The organism is Carboxylicivirga sp. (genome assembly GCF_982718395.1).
On the sequence record NZ_CEXQWX010000130.1, the window covers coordinates 1 to 17,509 of the forward strand.

Here is a 17,509-nt window from a genome sequence, read left to right on the forward strand (position 1 = left end):
GATACAAATTGACAGGCACATCTGTTAACACAGTCTGACCAATATTCTGAAGCAATTGATTGATCTCAAGCACTAAAGTTTGAATGCTCAAATCATTAGTACCTGAAACAACAAGTGACTGACCTTCCGCTGCAGCCAATTCAATAGCTACTTTTACAATGGTCTCAGGTGCTTTTACAGAAGGAGCACTAACACCTGCTTTTTTAGCTAACTCAGAATATAAACCTGCAAGATAATAAGCTTCATCAACCGCTGGCATTGGCACACGCTCATCAGCATTGGAACCAGTTAAAGTCATAATTGGCTCAAACTGCACATGGCGCATCATTTCCCGTTGCCCCTTAGTTAACTTTCGAGCTGATGCGTACTGACGTCCAAAAGCTGTTGGCTGTAACCATGTACCCAAAAAATCAGCATTGAACCCAACCACTAATTTCGCTTGATCGAAACGGAACGATGGAATCATCGCTTTACCAAAACTTTGATTGTAAGCATCGCGCAAAGCTGAATATGAGTATGCATCAAATATTTCGTGAACTACAAATGGGTACTTCGCTACAAAATCAGCTATCAATTTTTTTGTTGAAGGACTGATGATGCTAGATGTTACAATCACAAATTCTTTTGTAGCATCCCAGGTCGCAAGTGTTTCAGTTAACTTAGTGTCAACATCTTCCCAACGAATTGGATTTCCATCTAATGTTGGCTGAGCCGGACGCGACTCATCATATAAGTTTAATAAGGAAGCCTGCACACGTGCTGAAGCTGAACCGCCAGTCATCTGGCAAAGGTCATTTCCTTCAATTTTTATAGGACGACCATCGCGCACCTTAACAAGGATTGGTACCATTTCGGCTCCATCATAAAAAGTAGATGCGTAATAATTGGCTGTTCCAGGCTTTACTTCCTCTGGTTGTATCAAATAAGGGATGGCTTTCTTAACAGGTCGCTCACATCCGGCTAATACGGCTGCCGATGCAATACTGAAACCGAAATACTTTAAAAAGTCACGACGGCTATTTTTAGATGAATCTGCATCAGAAAGTACCATCGAAGATTTTTTCTCTTGCGGAGCTTCTTCAGCAGGCAACAAATCTTCAAGGCTTCTCCAGTATTCTTTCATATTGTAAACTGATTATTTCTTTATTAATGGTGACATTTCATACAATCGTTAGCGCCTATATCAGCAGCCTGAATAGAGTCACGAACACCCTCAGCTAAATCTTTGTGTAAAGCCTCGAAAGTTTTGTAATAGTCATTCCCTTTAAAATTCACGTTGGTCTCTTTATGACAGTCTAAGCACCATCCCATCGACAAATCATTCTCTTGCTTAAGTATATGCATATTCTCAACATCGCCATGACACTCCTGACAATCTCGTTGACCAACATTTACGTGTTGTGCATGGCTAAAGAATACATGATCTGGTAGATTGTGAATGCGTACCCATTCAATGTCCTTATTGTTTTCATATGCATCAACTACTTTGGCAATTTCAAATTGACCAGAATTTGATCCATTGCGAACAACCTGGTGACAGTTCATACACAATCCTGCACTTGGGATACCTGCTGACTTTCCTTCATCGGCATTTGAGTGACAATATAAACAGTCAATTTTATTATCACCTGCGTGTACTTTATGTGAGAACTTAATCGGCTGGTCAGGCATGTAATCTTCGCTTCGTCCAAAATCTATCATTTCGTGTGCAACAATTTTCAATTGAAAGCTAAGTCCAAAAATGATAATCAGAACATGAACTGCTTTGTATGGAATTTTCTTCGTAAAGAAAATATCAACTAAGGCAAAAGTCATCAGACCACCAAGTAGCAAGAATATCAACAATTTATTGATTGACATCGGTTGATCCTTTACTCCCGTCTCCGATAATTCTATCAAATATCCCTGAAGATGAAAAAGCTGCTCATCATCAAGCTGATATTTAACATGTACTTTTTCGCGCATGGCTCCGGAAGGAGTTAATAAATGCTCCTTAAAAGTGGCTAAATCCATTTCTGCAGCTACTTTTGCCATTTCAAATGCAGATGGATTCCAGTTAATGCTATCGCCTGAATACATTGTATGACAGGATACACATGATTGAGAACCATCTCCGGTTGGGATTAAACCATAGAAAAGCCGCTCTCCAACTTTTACATCAGGCGCCGGTCCGTCCTTTTTAGCATATGCCTGTGTTGTAAGCCCTGTAAAATGGTACAGAACAAGAAACACAAAGAAAAACTTTAAGATTTTTTTCCCAAGACATAGGGACCTGGATAAAGTCTTTACCATAATTAGTCGCAATTTGTGTCTGAGGCTTAATTACGAAGCTTCTGTAAGCCTTGTATTTCCTCAGATTCTTTTTATATTTTGTTGTTATTTTTTAACACTTCAACTTTCAAACATTGATAACGAATCAGTGATTAAATTGTTTAGAACGACAAATATATTATTTCAGACCTTTTATTCCTTTATTTTTTCGGTAAGTTTTTTAACTAATTTATAATTGAAGAAAAACTCTTTGGCAATCACTCGAATTATGGTGTAAACTGGTATTGCCAGAAACATTCCTATTATACCAGACATATATCCGGCCATCAAAATCAAAATGAAAATTTCAAGAGGATGTGCCCTGACACTAGCTGAAAATATAAATGGCTGGAAAACAATATTATCAAGCAACTGTACGATTACAAACACTAAAAATACACCAAACATATAGTGCATAAAATCAGGTGCAACAATCATCTGAACATAAACAACCAATGAAACCAGAAAACCAAAAAAAGCACCAATAAGTGGTCCCATATATGGGATGACATTAATAAAGCCAGAAAATAATCCGATGATAACAGCGTGTTGAATTTCTATACCTACGAGCAACAGCCCAAATGTTACTACAAGGCTGATTAGCGTTATCTGGATAATAATACCAATAAAATAACGTCTTAGTAAAGTTTTAATAGATGCCAGAACATGCTTAATCCCTTCTTCGAAATTGTTAGGGATAAAGAGTAGCAAACCTTGAACAATTAACCATTCTTCTTTTAAAAAAAAGAAAGTGATAAATGATACACTGAAAGCAAAAATAAACACGCCACCAACAAAACCAGCCAAAGAAGCAAAAAGGTCTCTTATCCTGGAGAAATCAAAAAAGGTAAGAGCTGTTTCTTTAATCTGTCCTTCAATAACATCCATTCCTGCTTTGCCAAATTCTGTTTCTTTTATTGGTTCAATAAATGAACCTAACAAACGCTCGGCAGTATCAAACACCGCATCTAAATCTACATTCGATAAAAAATGTATTTCCTTAACGATAAACGGTACACTGACGCGGAAAAAAACCAATACAAACACCCAAAGTGTTAATACTGTAGATAAAGCTGCAAAAGAACTGGAGGGACGCCATTTTTTAATTTTTATTCGTCGTATAATATCGAAAATCGGACGAGCAACCAATGATATAACAGCTGATACAATCAGAAAAGACACCACAGCCCTAAAGTACCATATTAACAAGATGGCCAATACAGAAATTATGAACCAGATGGTATATTTTAAGCTCTCCCGCATAGTGTAATTATTCTAACTATAAGCACGTAAAATAAAACCGCAAAATCAAGCCCGTATAACAAATTTAAATTACAGTTAATCAAATTATTTGAGGCGTTAACCCTTTCAAATACTCCTTTTATCATAAGCTGAATGAAGAAGCTACGAGTCGATTAAAGTAAACACTATTTTTACATTACCATACCTAACAAATTTATATTAATGAGAGGAGCTATTGTAGGCGACATTATTGGATCTGCTTTTATCCATTCGCCACAGTCTACGACTAATTTTCAACTTTTAAAGCCATTTTCATCTTACACAGATGATACAGTTTTAACCATTGCCACAGCGGATGCTATCTTAAAACGTAAGGCCTATGATCAGTGCCTAAAAGAATGGGTCCAAAGGTATCCAAAAGCTGGTTATCAAGCTGCTTTTTTAGAATGGGCATTGGCAGATCATACTGAGGTATATAAAAGCACCGGCGACGGTGCTGCCAGAAGGGTCAGTCCCATTGGCTTTGCTGCAAGTTCACTTGAAGAAGCTATAAAAGAAGCCAAAGCGGCCACAATTATTACCCACCCAAGTGACGAAAAAATAAAAGCCTCACAAGCATTCTGCGGATCTATATTTTTGGCTAAATCGGGGCAGAATAAGAAAGTCATTAGAGCCTTTATTGAAGATGAGCTCAGAATTGTTCTTCCCAAAGCTTTTAGCAAGGATTGCGCTGACAAACTTAAAGAAAAATATCAGTCGCCAGTACCATGTGCAATTATGGCGTTCTTAAATTCAAATAGTTTTGAAGATGCGATTCGGAAAGCTATTTGGCTTAATGGCCCAAGCAACACAATTGCCAGCATCACCGGAGCGGTTGCCCAGGCATATTATCAACATATCCCCAAATCGATTATTAGAAAATCTCTTGCGCGGCTTTCATCTGATTTGGAAACTGTACTTTCTGATTTTGAAGATAAATTCTGCCAGGGCTTTCTTATTGAGAAAAAAGAGATTCAATTTAATTTTCATTAGCAATAAAGGCCGGTTTCAACCGGCCTTTATCTTATATCTCAAGTGGATTTTTAACTTTCTCTTCCAACAGTGCTAAATTGAGTACTTCAGACACTTCCTTAACAAAATGGAATTCTAATCCTTCTAAATAGATATCATTAATCTCATCTATATCCTTCTTGTTTTCGTGAGATAGAATGATATCTGTTATTCCTGCTCTTTTAGCCGCAAGTATCTTTTCTTTGATTCCTCCTACTGGTAAAACTTTCCCGCGCAATGTTATCTCACCGGTCATTGCTAACCGTGCTCTTACCTTACGCTGAGTAAAAGCCGATGCAAGCGATGTAATCATTGTTACTCCAGCTGAAGGACCATCCTTCGGTATTGCCCCTTCCGGAACATGAACATGCACATTCCACTCATCAAAAGCCTCATTGTTGATACCTAACTTATCGGAATTGGCTCTTAAGTATTCTAAAGCCAATACAGCCGATTCCTTCATCACATCACCAAGATTTCCGGTCAAGGTTAATTTGCCCTTACCTTTGCTCAAACTGGTTTCAACAAATAGAATTTCACCACCTACCGCAGTCCAGGCCAATCCGGTTACAACACCCGCTGTTGAATTATCTTGCCATTTATCTTTAGAAAAACGTGCTACACCAAGGTAATCAACCAGGTCTTTTACTGCCAAGGTCTTTTTAAGCTCCTCTTCTTTCGCAATCTTTAAAGCAATCTTACGACATAATTTGGCCAAAACTTTGTCTAATTCACGAACACCCGATTCTCGTGTGTATGCTTCAGTGATATATGACAACACTTTCTTACTTACCGAAATGGTTCCCTTAGGAATACCATGATTTTCCATTTGCTTTGGTAACAAATGACGCTTAGCAATCTCAGTCTTTTCTTCAAGTATATAGCCACTAACATTAATTAGTTCCATCCGATCGAGCAATGGTTGTGAAATGCTCCCTAGAGTATTAGCAGTAGCTACGAACATGGTTTTTGATAAATCGAAATCAACTTCCAGGAAGTTATCATGGAAATGTTCGTTCTGCTCAGGATCTAACACCTCAAGTAATGCTGCTGACGGATCACCATGTGCACTGGCATTAACCTTGTCTATCTCATCAAGAATGAATACAGGGTTTGCAGCACCGGCTTTTTTAATGCTCTGAATAATTCGCCCAGGCATTGCCCCAATGTAAGTCTTGCGGTGACCACGAATCTCAGCTTCATCGTGCACCCCTCCTAAAGACATACGAACATATTTACGTCCTAATGACTCGGCAATTGATTTACCCAATGATGTTTTACCAACTCCCGGAGGACCATACAAACAGATGATCGGCGATTTTAACTCACCTTTTAGTTTGAGCACTGCCAAATGCTCAAGTATACGTTCTTTTACTTTATCAAGACCATAATGGTCCCGGTCCAGAATACGTTCAGCTCTGTTTAGATCGTAATTATCCTTGGTAAATTCATTCCAAGGTATGTCAATTAAAGTCTGTAAATAATTGTGCTGCACAGAATATTCACCAGCTGCAGGATTTAAACGTTGCAGCTTATCAAGCTCCTTTTTAAATAGTTCCTTTACTTCTTTGCCCCACTTTTTCTTTTTCGCCCGTTCTTTTAAGTCTTTTACCTCTTGCTCAATAGGGCTCGAACCTAGCTCATCCTGGATAGTTTTAATCTGCTGTTGCAACATGTACTCGCGCTGCTGCTGATCAATATCCAGCTTAACGTTGCTCTGAATATCACTTTTCAGCTCCTGCATCTGCACTTCACGGGCCAAATGCTCAAGCAACAACATTCCTCTGTCGAACAAGCTATTTTTGCCAAGCAAATCCTGTTTTTGATCAACGCTGATATCTGAATTGGAACAAACAAAGTTGATCAGGAAAGCATCGTTCTCTATGTTTTTAACTGCGAACGAAGCTTCAGGCGGAACATTTGATGAGGCCTTTATAACACGCAATGATAAATCCTTGATCGAACTTACAACTGCCTCAAATTCGTTACGCTGTTTTTCGTCTGTATCATCTTCCAGTCCTTTTACCTTTGCCATATGGTATGGCTCATCGGTAATCATTTCTTCGAGCTGAAAGCGTTTTTTCCCTTGAATAATTACAGAAGTGGAGTTATCTGGCATTTCAAGTACTTTGATGACTTTCGCCACCGTTCCCACTTCAAATAAGTCATCTTTCTGTGGGTTATCCTCCTTTACATCTTTCTGAGCAATAGCTCCAAAAACTCCTTTCGATTTCTGAATTTCCCGAATTAAGCGTAAAGATTTCTCTCTCCCAATAGATATTGGAATAATAACACCAGGAAATAAAACAGTGTTACGCAATGGTAAAATTGGCAAGATGTCAGGTACTTCAAAGGCCCTGACATTTTGTTCATCCTCATCAGATACGATCGGAATAAACTCAGCATCAGACTCAAAAACATCAGACATCAGTACCTTATCAAGACCAAATTTATTATTATCCATATTTAATTTCTCTAATTCAAAGTCAATAATGACAATTTGTCGGAACTTCACTCACAAAGTATCCGCTTGGCTTATTGTCAATTGGTGTGCCAAAAATTATTTTAACGACACACGATATTTTTGGGTTTCATCATAGATATTTTCCAGAATCACAGCATCATTCTCTGATAATTCCACATTGCGCCGTGCCATTGCTTTTTTCCCAGTATTAAGAACAACCTTTAGTCCGTTAATTTTATACCCTTGAGGCCCTCCAATTACAAATGATGGCACAAAATTTCTTGGAAATCCACTTCCAAAAATATTTGTTCCAACTCCGATAACTGTTCCAGAATTAAAAGAGGTGTTAATCGCACAACGTGAATAATCTCCCATAATCAAACCACAAAACTGTAATCCTGTTTTTGCAAATCGTTCAATACTATAATCCCACAGTTTCACCAAAGCAAAGTCATTTTTTAGGTTAGAGGTATTGGTGTCCGCTCCTAGGTTACACCATTCGCCTAATACTGAATCGCCCAAATAGCCATCATGTACTTTATTCGAATATCCTGTAATCACAGAATTACTTACTTCACCACCCACTTTTGACCAAGGACCAATAGTAGCGCCAGGAAGAATTTTAGCTCCCATACTGATCTGAGAAGATTCACATATTGCAATTGGACCTCGCAGCATTGCTCCTTCCCATATTTTTGCATTTTTACCAATATAGATTGGGCCTTCTTTTGGATTCAGTGAACAATACTCCACTTCGGCTCCTTCTTCAATAAAAACCTGATTTATTATATCCGGATTCTTATTTGACCCAACCACCGTTACTGATTCATCAATTGGTTGTGAACTTCTGCCTTTTGTTATCAGATCAAAATCGCTTTTAATTTCCGATTGATTATAAGGGATCAACTTATATATTTTATCAAGAAGATTGAAGTCCTCCTGAAATTCAATCTTTTCAAAGTTGTCAACTTGTTCCTGACGAATACTTTCCAGACAATTCTGTGCTCCGCACGCTGCTATCAAAACCCCATCTTTTATGAGTACCTGATTTTGTTTTAATTGTTTGACAGCAACAACTAAATTTTGATTTGGCAGTACAGAGGCTGATATAAACAGGTTATCGTTCTTAACATTCAATGCAAACTTGCGGCTCAATAATTCTGTTGTCAAATAGCCAGCCGAAGTATCTAGCCATTTCTCCCATTTCTCTTTAACGGTTAATATTCCAATCCGTATATCTGCCTGAGGACGGGTAAAAGTCAGAGGTAGCATTCCACCTCGGAAAGTATTATCGAAAAGTATCAAATTCATCATTAACTATTTTATCGCCTAAATTTGCAGATAACAATTTACAATAATTGTAAAAAAAAAGCTCCGGGAATACCGAAGCTTTATATTTTATCACTTATAAGCTAATTATTTACGCTTATCAAAGTGCTTTTGGTATCTGCTCATGAACTTATCTACACGTCCTGCAGTATCAACAAGTTTCATCTTACCAGTATAAAATGGGTGAGACGTACTTGAGATTTCTAACTTAACCTGAGGATATTCAACTCCGTCGATTTCAACAGTATCTTTAGTGTTAACAGTAGAACGAGTAATGAACGTATCCCCATTTGACATGTCGGTAAAAGCTACCAACCTGTAGTTGTCTGGATGAATTCCCTGTTTCATTGTTATATAATTTAATTCTTTAATATTCTAATTCGTATCGGGCTGCAAAGGTAAATTATAAAATTTAACCTGCAAAGCTTTTAATGCATTTAATCTCTGAAATTTATAATTCTTTTTCACTTGTTGTATTATACTTGGTATCAACCGGAATAGAAGTAGCCCGAACGTCCACATTGTTTTTATTATTAAATAAATACCTGTAGGTAATATGCTTTTTACCGAATGCGGCACCCATTGATTCTTGCAAAACCCTCATTTTAGGATTAAAATCACCCACCCAGGACAACTCCAGTTCTTTTAAATGTGGATTTCGCTCAACGGCTCCTTTTAAATGCCAAAACAATCCTGATTCAATACCCGATCGTTGAAATCTAGGCACAACCCCAAGTATCACAACACGAGCCCGTGTCATATATTTCTTGTGCTTCATCCAGACAAATCGCAGTTTATTCCACAAATTCATTTTACCGTTGAAGTGCTTTAATATCTGATTGACATCCGGAAATAAAACTAGGAAGCCTATTGGTTTATCTTCATGATAAGCATACCAGATAAGCTCCTCATTCATGAATGGCTTAGCCTTCATCATTGTTGTCTTCAGCACCTTTTTATCAATAGGTGTAAAATTTTCATGGAAACGCCAGGCATCATTATAGATCGTCTCAAAATCGTCAAAAAACTTATCAGCTTCTTTTATTTTAAAATGCTTAAAGCTAAATCCATCTTTCTTAACAACCCAACCAGCTATCTTCCAAAAGCGTTCCGGGAAAGGCACCGTCAAATCAAGATGGTTAGTAATTTGTTCGAAGTATGTTGTAAATCCGTAATCTTCAAAGAATTTCTGATAATATGGTGGATTATACTGCATACCAAAACCTGGTTGACCAAAACCTTCTACAAGACATCCCCAAAAATTATCATTCTCACCAAAATTAATCGGTCCGTCCATGGCTTCCATGCCATTTTCCTTGAGCCAATCCTTTGCTGTGTCAAAAAGCACATATGCGGCCTCCTTATCATTTATACATTCAAAGAAACCCATACCTCCTGTAGGCTGCTCAAACCCCTCAGCTTTTTTATAGTTGATAAATGCTGCCACCCGACCAATGACCTCTTCTCCTTTTAATAAGATAAAACGAGTTGCTTTGCCATGGTTGAAGTACGTATTTTTTAAAGGATCAAAAACTTCTTCAATCATTGCATTCAAAGGTCGCACATATGCTTCATCACCGTTATATACAACATCAACTACGTTTAAAAACTGTTTCTTCGATAGTTTATCAGATACCTCGACTACTTTCATCAAAAATGCTTTTTAAGAAAATTGGCTAACCGATGGGTTTCTCACAAAAATAGCCGAATAATTTAATTTTCCCAGTTATTGGCAAGCATATTTGAAGACTGCACCGCCCTCAATTAATTCAATGTGATTCCTAGTGTGATAGAAATAAAAAAGCGAACCAATAGAGGTTCGCTTTATATTATCTAGTAAACTCATTAATTCTAAAACAAAAACCAATCATCATAATCCTCAGGTAATTTTTGAGGTACATCCTTATGATAGTACTCATTCTGAGCCGCCACATAATTATAATCTTTACCCATCTCCTTCCAGTTAGCCGCAATATCTTTTACCGCTTCAATCAAATAATAAACCTCACCGTCTGACATGGTTGGATGTACAGACATTCGAATCCAACCTGGTTTTTCTGAAAGGTCTCCTTTATTGATTTTACTGGTTATTTTATTTGAGGTATAATAATCGACATGTAGTAGATAATGTCCATACGTTCCTGCACAAGAACACCCTCCACGTACCTGAATACCATACAGATCATTTAAAAGACGCACTGCCAGGTTGAAATGCAAATTGTCGATATAAAAAGAAATAGCGCCAAGACGCTGATCAACATTATCCGCCAAAATATTCATTCCTGGTATGGCTCTGAACTCTTTCAGAATCTTTGCAACAATCTCATCTTCCCGTACATGAATCTTCGTGACATCCATTTCTTCCTTAAGCTTGATGACCATTGCTGCTTTGATGGATTGAAGAAATCCTGGTGTACCTCCATCTTCCCGGGCTTCAATGTCGTCAACGTATCTGTATTTTCCCCATCGGTTGGTCCAATCAACAGTTCCTCCTCCTGAATTATCAGGTGCCGAGTTATGATAGAGTGCCTGGTTAAACACCATTACCCCCGAACTTCCCGGACCTCCTAAAAACTTATGTGGAGAGAAAAAGATAGCATCCAAACTCTCTAGCGGATCTCCCGGATGCATATTAATCTCATCATATGGTGCAGAAGCTGCAAAATCCACAAAACAGAACCCACCATTTTCATGCATTATTCGAGCCAATTCATAATATGGAACCCTTACACCTGTTACGTTGGAGCATGCACTGAATGAACCAATTTTCAACGTTCGGTTACTATATTTTTCAACCTCACGTCGCAAAGCTTCAGGATTTACCAATAGCTGGTCATCTGGCTCAACCACCACTACATCGGCATTGGTTTCAAGCCATGAAGTATGATTGGAGTGGTGCTCCATATGAGTGATGAAAACAACAGGACGTTGATCTACAGGTATACTACAAAAACGTTGTGCTTGCTCCGGAACCCGCATTCCTAGCATACGTTGAAGTTTATTAACAACATAGGTCATTCCAAAACCGGCCGTTATAATAATATCCTCTTCACTTGCATTTACATGCTGTTTAATGATATTATGAGAATGCTTATATATGTTGGTCATAATCATTCCTGTGTCACTTGACTCAGAATGTGTATTTGCGACCATAGGGCCAATCTGCTCCTTCATCAACTTTTCGATAGGCTCATATAAGCGACCACTTGCAATCCAATCAGCATAAACCAGTGGCTTTTCACCATATGGTGTTTGAATCGTTGCATCCCAACCTATTGTATTCTTTCTAAATTTCTCAAAATATCCTTCTAACGTTGTCATAGAATCAACCGAATTTGAAAATCTTAATCTTAGCTTTCTTATCCATTATTGGATAGAGATAGTGAATCCTCAAATATAGATATTTATATATAAGTGCAAGTATGATTTTTACACAAAGGTATCATTCTCAATTAAGTAAGGGATTACTTAAATTGATCTTTCAACATCTCTAATTCACTGATTAATTCCTCAGCAATCATATGCTGATTAACATCGTTTGAAGCATTCAGTTTTTCAATAAATTTCCGTACACTAGTTTCATCTGCATATTGATGTCTAATATTCATTCGGATTGCAAAGGATAATGCTTTTAAAACAAGCAGTTCATCTTTATCATTAAGCAAATTTATCAGAGAGGAACTGTCGTACGTCATAATCCTTTGATTATTTTGGATCATTCGGCCAAACGTAAACATGCCAGTAGCTTTCAGGAATTGATTAGGGCTTTTAAACCAAAGCGGAAGTAAATCATTGATTACCGGTAAACGCCACCACAAGAACATTGATGATCGTTCGACTATATCCTTATTAGTTATTTTTTCAGCCCATTCATGGCATCTTTCGGCTGTCATTTCATCTGCAGGAACTACAATTGTAGCCAATATCATTGTCTCCCGGATTTCCTGAAACCACATTCGCTCAGCAAGTTCATAGCTATTTGGAATCCTTTTGGATAATTGTTTTAAATGTGGGATGCCAACACCATAATTCAATCTGTAATGGATACCTCCATTCTCCATTTGAGCTGTTGTTGCACCATTCATGTGTAATTTCACTAAACTAATCACCCACTCAAGCTCTCGCTCTATCTTCTGATTCTCAATAAAAAACTTCATATCTCCCATAAATAAACAGCTACAAAGGAAAAAGTTTTTTTGATTTTTTTCGATTCTTCTTGCAAATATTAAATCACAAACATTATCTTTGCAATCGCAAAAACAAAATGGTGGTTGTAGCTCAGCTGGTTAGAGCGCTGGATTGTGGTTCCAGAGGTCGCCGGTTCGAAACCGGTCTTCCACCCCAAAGCCTCAATTATTTCTAATTGAGGCTTTTTGTTTTATAACATTCTCTTATATCCTCCCTCACAATCTTTCATTATTTATACACGGTTTAAATTACTGATATTCAGCTCTTGCTTGCATTATTTTTAGTAATTTTCAATTCTTTGACGTGTATTCACGGAAAACAACATTGTATTAACAGAACAATCACATAAAATGAAGAGAAGAGACTTTTTAAGAACGGGTATTGGTGCCAGTTTATTAAGTGGTGCGCTGCCTCTGTTTGGAGGCTTAGAAAGTGTTAAGGGAATGCCTGCAACATCGGAATATGATCTGGCAGCAGTTCGCGGCGGTAACGGAGGTGACATGTTCGATCGAGCCATTGAAGCGATTGGAGGTATTGGAAAATATGTGAAAAGCGGACAAAAAGTTGTAGTTAAACCAAATATTGGTTGGGATGCGCCACCCGAAAGAGCAGCTAATACCAACCCAGATGTTGTAGCCAGAATTGTTAAGCGGTGCAAAGAAGCTGGTGCTTCCGAAGTTTACGTTTTTGACAATACATGTAATAAATGGGATCGATGCTACCGTAACAGTGGAATTGAGGATGCTGTTAAGACCGAAGGTGGTAAAATGATACCTGGTAATACTGAATCATTTTACAAGGAGGTTGAGATTCCCAATGGTGTAAGCCTGAAGAAGACCAAAGTACACAAAATGATTTTGGAATCTGATGTATTCATTAACGTTCCGGTTATGAAGCACCATAGCAGCACGAGAATCTCGCTTGCCATGAAAAACCTGATGGGTGTTGTTTGGGACCGTAAATTTTATCACTCTAACGATCTACATCAATGTATTGCTGATTTCTGTACGTTTAAGAAACCGGATTTAAACATCATTGATGGCTATAACATGATGACAAAAAATGGTCCGAGAGGCGTATCTGTTGCAGATGTAACTAATTTAAAGGCACTGATTGCTTCAACTGACATTGTAGCTGCCGACGCCGCCGCAACAAAGATGTTTGGTTTGCAACCTTCTGAAATTGGTCATATCAAAATAGCACACGAAATGAAGCTTGGCAATATGAATTTAGAGGAACTAAGCATTAGCAAGCAAAAAATGGCTTAACTTATTTTATCAGGCAAACAGATAGGAATGAATTATATCAAATTAAAAAGAGCAAGGGTGATATTATCACTCTTGTTTTTTATTCTCACAATTTCTGTTTTTCTCGACATTTACGAGAAATATACAAATGAAACAGTTCGGGAGATTCTGTTCCTTCAGTTTACCCCTTCCTTGATGATGTTTCTGAGTACTTTTGCAATCAGTGCCATTGGTTTTTTAATTATCATCGCTTTAACATCATTTATCGGACGTATTTATTGTAGCAGTATTTGTCCGTTAGGAATTATGCAGGATGCATTTTCATGGATCGCAAAAAAACGTTCAAAAAGGAAATTCTTTTTTAAGAAGAAAAAGGCCTATCCAATATTACGCTACTCGCTTTTAGCGATCTCTGCCTTGGGTATCATATTATCATTCTCAACTATCATTACTCTGCTTGACCCTTACAGTAACTTCGGCCGTTTTATGACCTATCTGATTCGTCCAATTGTTGTAGTAGCAAACAACGGCTTATCAATGTTGCTGCATAAAGTTGATATCTATAGCATAAGTCCTGCTAAACTGGTTGGCACGCCATGGTTTATTTTTGTATTTACGCTTGTTACATTTATTGCTATTGCTTACATGTCATATAAACGTGGTCGCTTATTTTGCAACACTATCTGCCCTGTTGGAACATTTTTAGGTTTATTCTCAAAGTTCTCTTTCCTTAAAATTCAGTTTGATGAAAACAACTGCACTAAATGTGGAAAGTGTATTGGTGAATGCAAAAGCGAATGTATTGATATTAAAAACTTCAAGATCGATCACTCCCGCTGTGTTGATTGTTTTAACTGCCTTGCAGTGTGTGACGATTCAGCTTTAAACCTGAGCTCGAAGAAAACTAACAAAATCGAAATCGGTGATTCTGGCAGAAGAACTGCCATCACGACCGGAATCGGTCTATTACTTGGGCAAAAGGTATTAGCTGATGTAAAACCAAAGACTGACACTTCTAAACTATTGGTGAACGAAAAAGATCACCCTGTATCACCTCCAGGTTCACTCAGTATCAAAAGATTTAATGATATTTGCACCGGATGCGGCCTCTGTGTTGCCGCTTGCCCAACGCAGGTATTACAACCAGCGCTTAATCAATATGGTTTCAAGGGTTTTATGCAGGCTCATATGGATTACCTTTCAGGTTATTGCAATTTTGACTGTTGCGATTGCGGAGAGGTTTGCCCGACAGGTGCCATCTTACCAATCTCAATTGAAGAGAAACAGCTCACCCAACTTGGAAAAGCTGTATTTGTAAAAGAGAATTGTGTAGTTTATACTGATGGAACCGATTGCGGTGCCTGTTCAGAACATTGCCCAACAAAGGCGGTAGACATGGTTCCTTATGAAGGTAACCTGTTAATTCCAGAGGTCAATCAAGATATATGTGTTGGCTGTGGCGCTTGTGAATATCCTTGCCCGGTTGATGCTCCTTACAAAGCAATTTATGTCAATGGCAATGCTATACATCAGGCAGCCGAAAAACCCAAAGAGGAAGAACAAACAACAGCTCCAATTGAAGAAGATTTTCCGTTTTAACGATATGAATAAAAAAATGGCTGCCCTGTTTGGAGCAGCCATTTTTTATTAAGGTCTGATCTTTTGTAATCTTCGGTTGAGACGCCTAAGCTTAAAGGTCTCGAAGTAACGAATAATGCGTTTGAGAATGTCAAAGTATAATGTAACGTAGAAAAATCCAACCCCCAACCAAACAATCAACATATTAAACATGGGTGTTGGAATATTTAAACCTAATACCCTTTTATCAGCTGCATATAAATGTGAGCGACCAAGGTTGGACATTGACGGTTTAAAAATTGGATGCTTTTTTTGTATAATACCTCGCCCTGTATATAACATTTGCTGTAATTCTCTTTTATTGAGCACAACCTCTTCCAGGGCAACATTCTGATAGGTATCCTTAAATTTCAGGAAAGCATCTTTGGAGCCAAATTGATCTATTAATGTCGAAAAAAGCTCATCCTTCTTTCGTTTACCTTCTATATATAGATTTTTAAAGTTGGTTTTCTCCGCTGATAAAACACTGTCTACTTTCACAAAAGTATCGGAATCATAAACTGCTTTACCACCAAGATAAAATGCTACTAACGGATAATGAGCAACTTTTCGACCAAGAAGCTTGTACAACTCTGCTGCCAATAGCTGCGAAGCTTCATTCAGCTCTTCTTGTTGCCTTCTATTTAAATGATATTGACATGTTTCATTTAAATCTTCCAACTTAGGAATTAACAAATCCCTATTGTATGATGCTATACTAATTTGTCTGTCAAGTTCAAAAAACTGCTTCTCATATTCGTTATTCCTGTATTGGTTAACTGCAAGAGCTTCATATGACCATCGCGAGGTCATCAGATCTCCAATACGAGGTACATATTGTTCAGATGAAATAGTATTGTGTAACTTATCGAAGTTGACAATAACACCACTAAATAGAAGCTGTGGCACTAATATTAAAGGTATCAACACATAAATAGCCACTACAGAATTTAATCCGCTGCTAATATTCAACCCCAGCATATTGGCATAGCATGCAGTACTAAACAAAATAAGCCAATAACTCAAAGTAAGCCCTTTTATTTCAAGTATATAATTGCCAATTAGCACAAAACTAAGCGTTTGAACAGCTGAAATGGCAAACAGTACAACAATCTTACTGTTGAGATAGCTAAATCGACTCAAATTAAGAAACGACTCACGCTGCAGCAACCGTCGATCCTTAAATATCTCTTCAGCACTAACAATCAATCCAAGAAATAATGCGACCACAACGCACATAAACAAATAGGCCGGTATGTTTACATTATTGGCAAAAACATAGACAGACTCATCTGTTCCATCTCCACTGATAAACTTGGTAAAATAACCTAATATCAATGCCAATATTGGTGCCTGTAACATATTAATCATCAGGTATTGCCTGTCCTTAATTTTAGATAAGGTATCCCGCAATAAATAAATGACAAACTGCTGAACACGCCCTGGAATGTTGTATAAGTTTGCCGGCAATTTTTCTTGCCTGGCATTATGCTTTGGCTCTTTCCATTCAAATTTATCCTCAAACTCTTCAACATAGTGACTATACCAATCTTCAGGTGAAACCTTCCGTTGACGAATAAATTTTCCATATGGATTCACCATACGCGCCTCAATAATCCGTAAAGGCTGCTCGGTATGTACATTACCACAGGCATAACACTCCTTTTCCTCAGGATTAACGTAGGATGCCTTTTGCTTAAAGTAAGTTATGGCATCCATTGGATTACCATTATATATGATACGCCCCCCTTTATCAATAATTAATAGTTTATCGATCAACTTATAAAGATCGCTGCTAGGTTGGTGTATATTTATAAATACCAATTTCCCCTTTAGCGTTTGGCGCTTTAATAGCAGCATAACTTTCTCAGAGTCCATAGATGAGAGTCCGGATGTTGGTTCATCAACAAACAGAACCGATGGTTCCCGAATTAACTCCAAAGCAATATTTAAGCGTTTACGCTGCCCTCCGCTCAATATTTTATTCAAAGGTGAACCTACAACCAAATCGCGCGCTTCCACCAGGTCGAAATCGTGTAATGCCTTTTCAACCAACTCCTCG

12 protein-coding genes, 1 tRNA gene and 1 pseudogene are annotated in these 17,509 nt (G+C 37.8%); 4 read left to right on the top strand and 10 right to left on the bottom strand.

All coding sequences use genetic code 11. The features are described from left to right. From AC4MRQ_RS19180 to AC4MRQ_RS19190, 3 genes and pseudogenes are all read right to left on the bottom strand, one after another. Positions 1–1,123, bottom strand: a pseudogene (locus tag AC4MRQ_RS19180) (TAT-variant-translocated molybdopterin oxidoreductase); the annotation flags it as partial. A 23-nt stretch (positions 1,124–1,146) separates the two neighbouring features. Continuing rightward, a complete protein-coding gene (locus tag AC4MRQ_RS19185; protein WP_491199327.1) occupies positions 1,147–2,232 on the bottom strand; it encodes a cytochrome c3 family protein in 1,086 nt (361 codons plus the stop codon). A 231-nt stretch (positions 2,233–2,463) separates the two neighbouring features. After that, positions 2,464–3,573, bottom strand: a complete 1,110-nt coding sequence (locus AC4MRQ_RS19190; protein WP_491199328.1) for an AI-2E family transporter — start codon at positions 3,571–3,573, stop codon at positions 2,464–2,466. A 201-nt stretch (positions 3,574–3,774) separates the two neighbouring features. Here AC4MRQ_RS19190 and AC4MRQ_RS19195 point away from each other — a divergent pair, with 201 nt between their 5' ends. Further along, positions 3,775–4,584 (top strand): ADP-ribosylglycohydrolase family protein, encoded by an 810-nt coding sequence (locus AC4MRQ_RS19195; RefSeq protein WP_491199329.1) that lies wholly within the window; start codon positions 3,775–3,777, stop codon positions 4,582–4,584. Between the two features lie 31 nt (positions 4,585–4,615). Here the strand turns inward: AC4MRQ_RS19195 and lon are convergent, their stop codons facing one another. The 6 genes from lon to AC4MRQ_RS19225 form a co-directional block, all read right to left on the bottom strand. Beyond that, on the bottom strand, positions 4,616–7,066 hold the full coding sequence (gene lon, locus AC4MRQ_RS19200) for an endopeptidase La (protein WP_491199330.1): 2,451 nt from the start codon (positions 7,064–7,066) through the stop codon (positions 4,616–4,618). 96 nt (positions 7,067–7,162) lie between these two features. After that, positions 7,163–8,377 (bottom strand): putative sugar nucleotidyl transferase, encoded by a 1,215-nt coding sequence (locus AC4MRQ_RS19205; protein ID WP_491199331.1) that lies wholly within the window; start codon positions 8,375–8,377, stop codon positions 7,163–7,165. Positions 8,378–8,482: 105 nt separating this feature from the next. Beyond that, positions 8,483–8,743, bottom strand: a complete 261-nt coding sequence (locus AC4MRQ_RS19210; RefSeq protein WP_200464468.1) for a type B 50S ribosomal protein L31 — start codon at positions 8,741–8,743, stop codon at positions 8,483–8,485. Positions 8,744–8,846: 103 nt separating this feature from the next. Further along, positions 8,847–10,046: a GNAT family N-acetyltransferase gene (locus tag AC4MRQ_RS19215; RefSeq protein WP_491199332.1), complete on the bottom strand. Its 1,200-nt coding sequence runs from the start codon at positions 10,044–10,046 to the stop codon at positions 8,847–8,849. Positions 10,047–10,246: 200 nt separating this feature from the next. Further along, on the bottom strand, positions 10,247–11,716 hold the full coding sequence (locus tag AC4MRQ_RS19220; protein ID WP_491199333.1) for an aminotransferase class V-fold PLP-dependent enzyme: 1,470 nt from the start codon (positions 11,714–11,716) through the stop codon (positions 10,247–10,249). Between the two features lie 143 nt (positions 11,717–11,859). Then, positions 11,860–12,552 carry a DNA alkylation repair protein gene (locus AC4MRQ_RS19225; RefSeq protein WP_491199334.1) on the bottom strand — a complete coding sequence of 231 codons (693 nt, stop codon included), beginning with the start codon at positions 12,550–12,552 and terminating at the stop codon, positions 11,860–11,862. 110 nt (positions 12,553–12,662) lie between these two features. On the opposite strand from AC4MRQ_RS19225, the gene AC4MRQ_RS19230 reads away from it, so the two are divergent. The 3 genes from AC4MRQ_RS19230 to AC4MRQ_RS19240 all read left to right on the top strand — a co-directional run bounded on the left by AC4MRQ_RS19230 (position 12,663) and on the right by AC4MRQ_RS19240 (position 15,429). Then, a tRNA-His gene (locus AC4MRQ_RS19230) sits at positions 12,663–12,739 on the top strand. Between the two features lie 194 nt (positions 12,740–12,933). Next, on the top strand, positions 12,934–13,851 hold the full coding sequence (locus AC4MRQ_RS19235; RefSeq protein ID WP_491199335.1) for a DUF362 domain-containing protein: 918 nt from the start codon (positions 12,934–12,936) through the stop codon (positions 13,849–13,851). 27 nt (positions 13,852–13,878) lie between these two features. After that, complete coding sequence (locus AC4MRQ_RS19240; RefSeq protein WP_491199336.1) at positions 13,879–15,429, top strand: 4Fe-4S dicluster domain-containing protein; 1,551 nt, start codon at positions 13,879–13,881, stop codon at positions 15,427–15,429. A gap of 48 nt (positions 15,430–15,477) precedes the next feature. Here the strand turns inward: AC4MRQ_RS19240 and AC4MRQ_RS19245 are convergent. Beyond that, positions 15,478–17,509: ABC transporter permease (locus AC4MRQ_RS19245; protein WP_491199337.1), on the bottom strand; the 2,032-nt coding region annotated here is incomplete at its 5' end.

Bases quoted from the DNA above. Each gene is read 5' to 3' on its own strand.
- AC4MRQ_RS19215 (WP_491199332.1), bottom strand. From the start codon at position 10,046: ATGAAAGTAGTCGAGGTATCTGATAAACTATCGAAGAAACAGTTTTTA.
- AC4MRQ_RS19220 (WP_491199333.1), bottom strand. From the start codon at position 11,716: ATGACAACGTTAGAAGGATATTTTGAGAAATTTAGAAAGAATACAATA.
- AC4MRQ_RS19195 (WP_491199329.1), top strand. From the start codon at position 3,775: ATGAGAGGAGCTATTGTAGGCGACATTATTGGATCTGCTTTTATCCAT.
- AC4MRQ_RS19235 (WP_491199335.1), top strand. From the start codon at position 12,934: ATGAAGAGAAGAGACTTTTTAAGAACGGGTATTGGTGCCAGTTTATTA.
- AC4MRQ_RS19240 (WP_491199336.1), top strand. From the start codon at position 13,879: ATGAATTATATCAAATTAAAAAGAGCAAGGGTGATATTATCACTCTTG.
- AC4MRQ_RS19190 (WP_491199328.1), bottom strand. From the start codon at position 3,573: ATGCGGGAGAGCTTAAAATATACCATCTGGTTCATAATTTCTGTATTG.
- AC4MRQ_RS19225 (WP_491199334.1), bottom strand. From the start codon at position 12,552: ATGAAGTTTTTTATTGAGAATCAGAAGATAGAGCGAGAGCTTGAGTGG.
- AC4MRQ_RS19210 (WP_200464468.1), bottom strand. From the start codon at position 8,743: ATGAAACAGGGAATTCATCCAGACAACTACAGGTTGGTAGCTTTTACC.
- AC4MRQ_RS19205 (WP_491199331.1), bottom strand. From the start codon at position 8,377: ATGAATTTGATACTTTTCGATAATACTTTCCGAGGTGGAATGCTACCT.
- lon (WP_491199330.1), bottom strand. From the start codon at position 7,066: ATGGATAATAATAAATTTGGTCTTGATAAGGTACTGATGTCTGATGTT.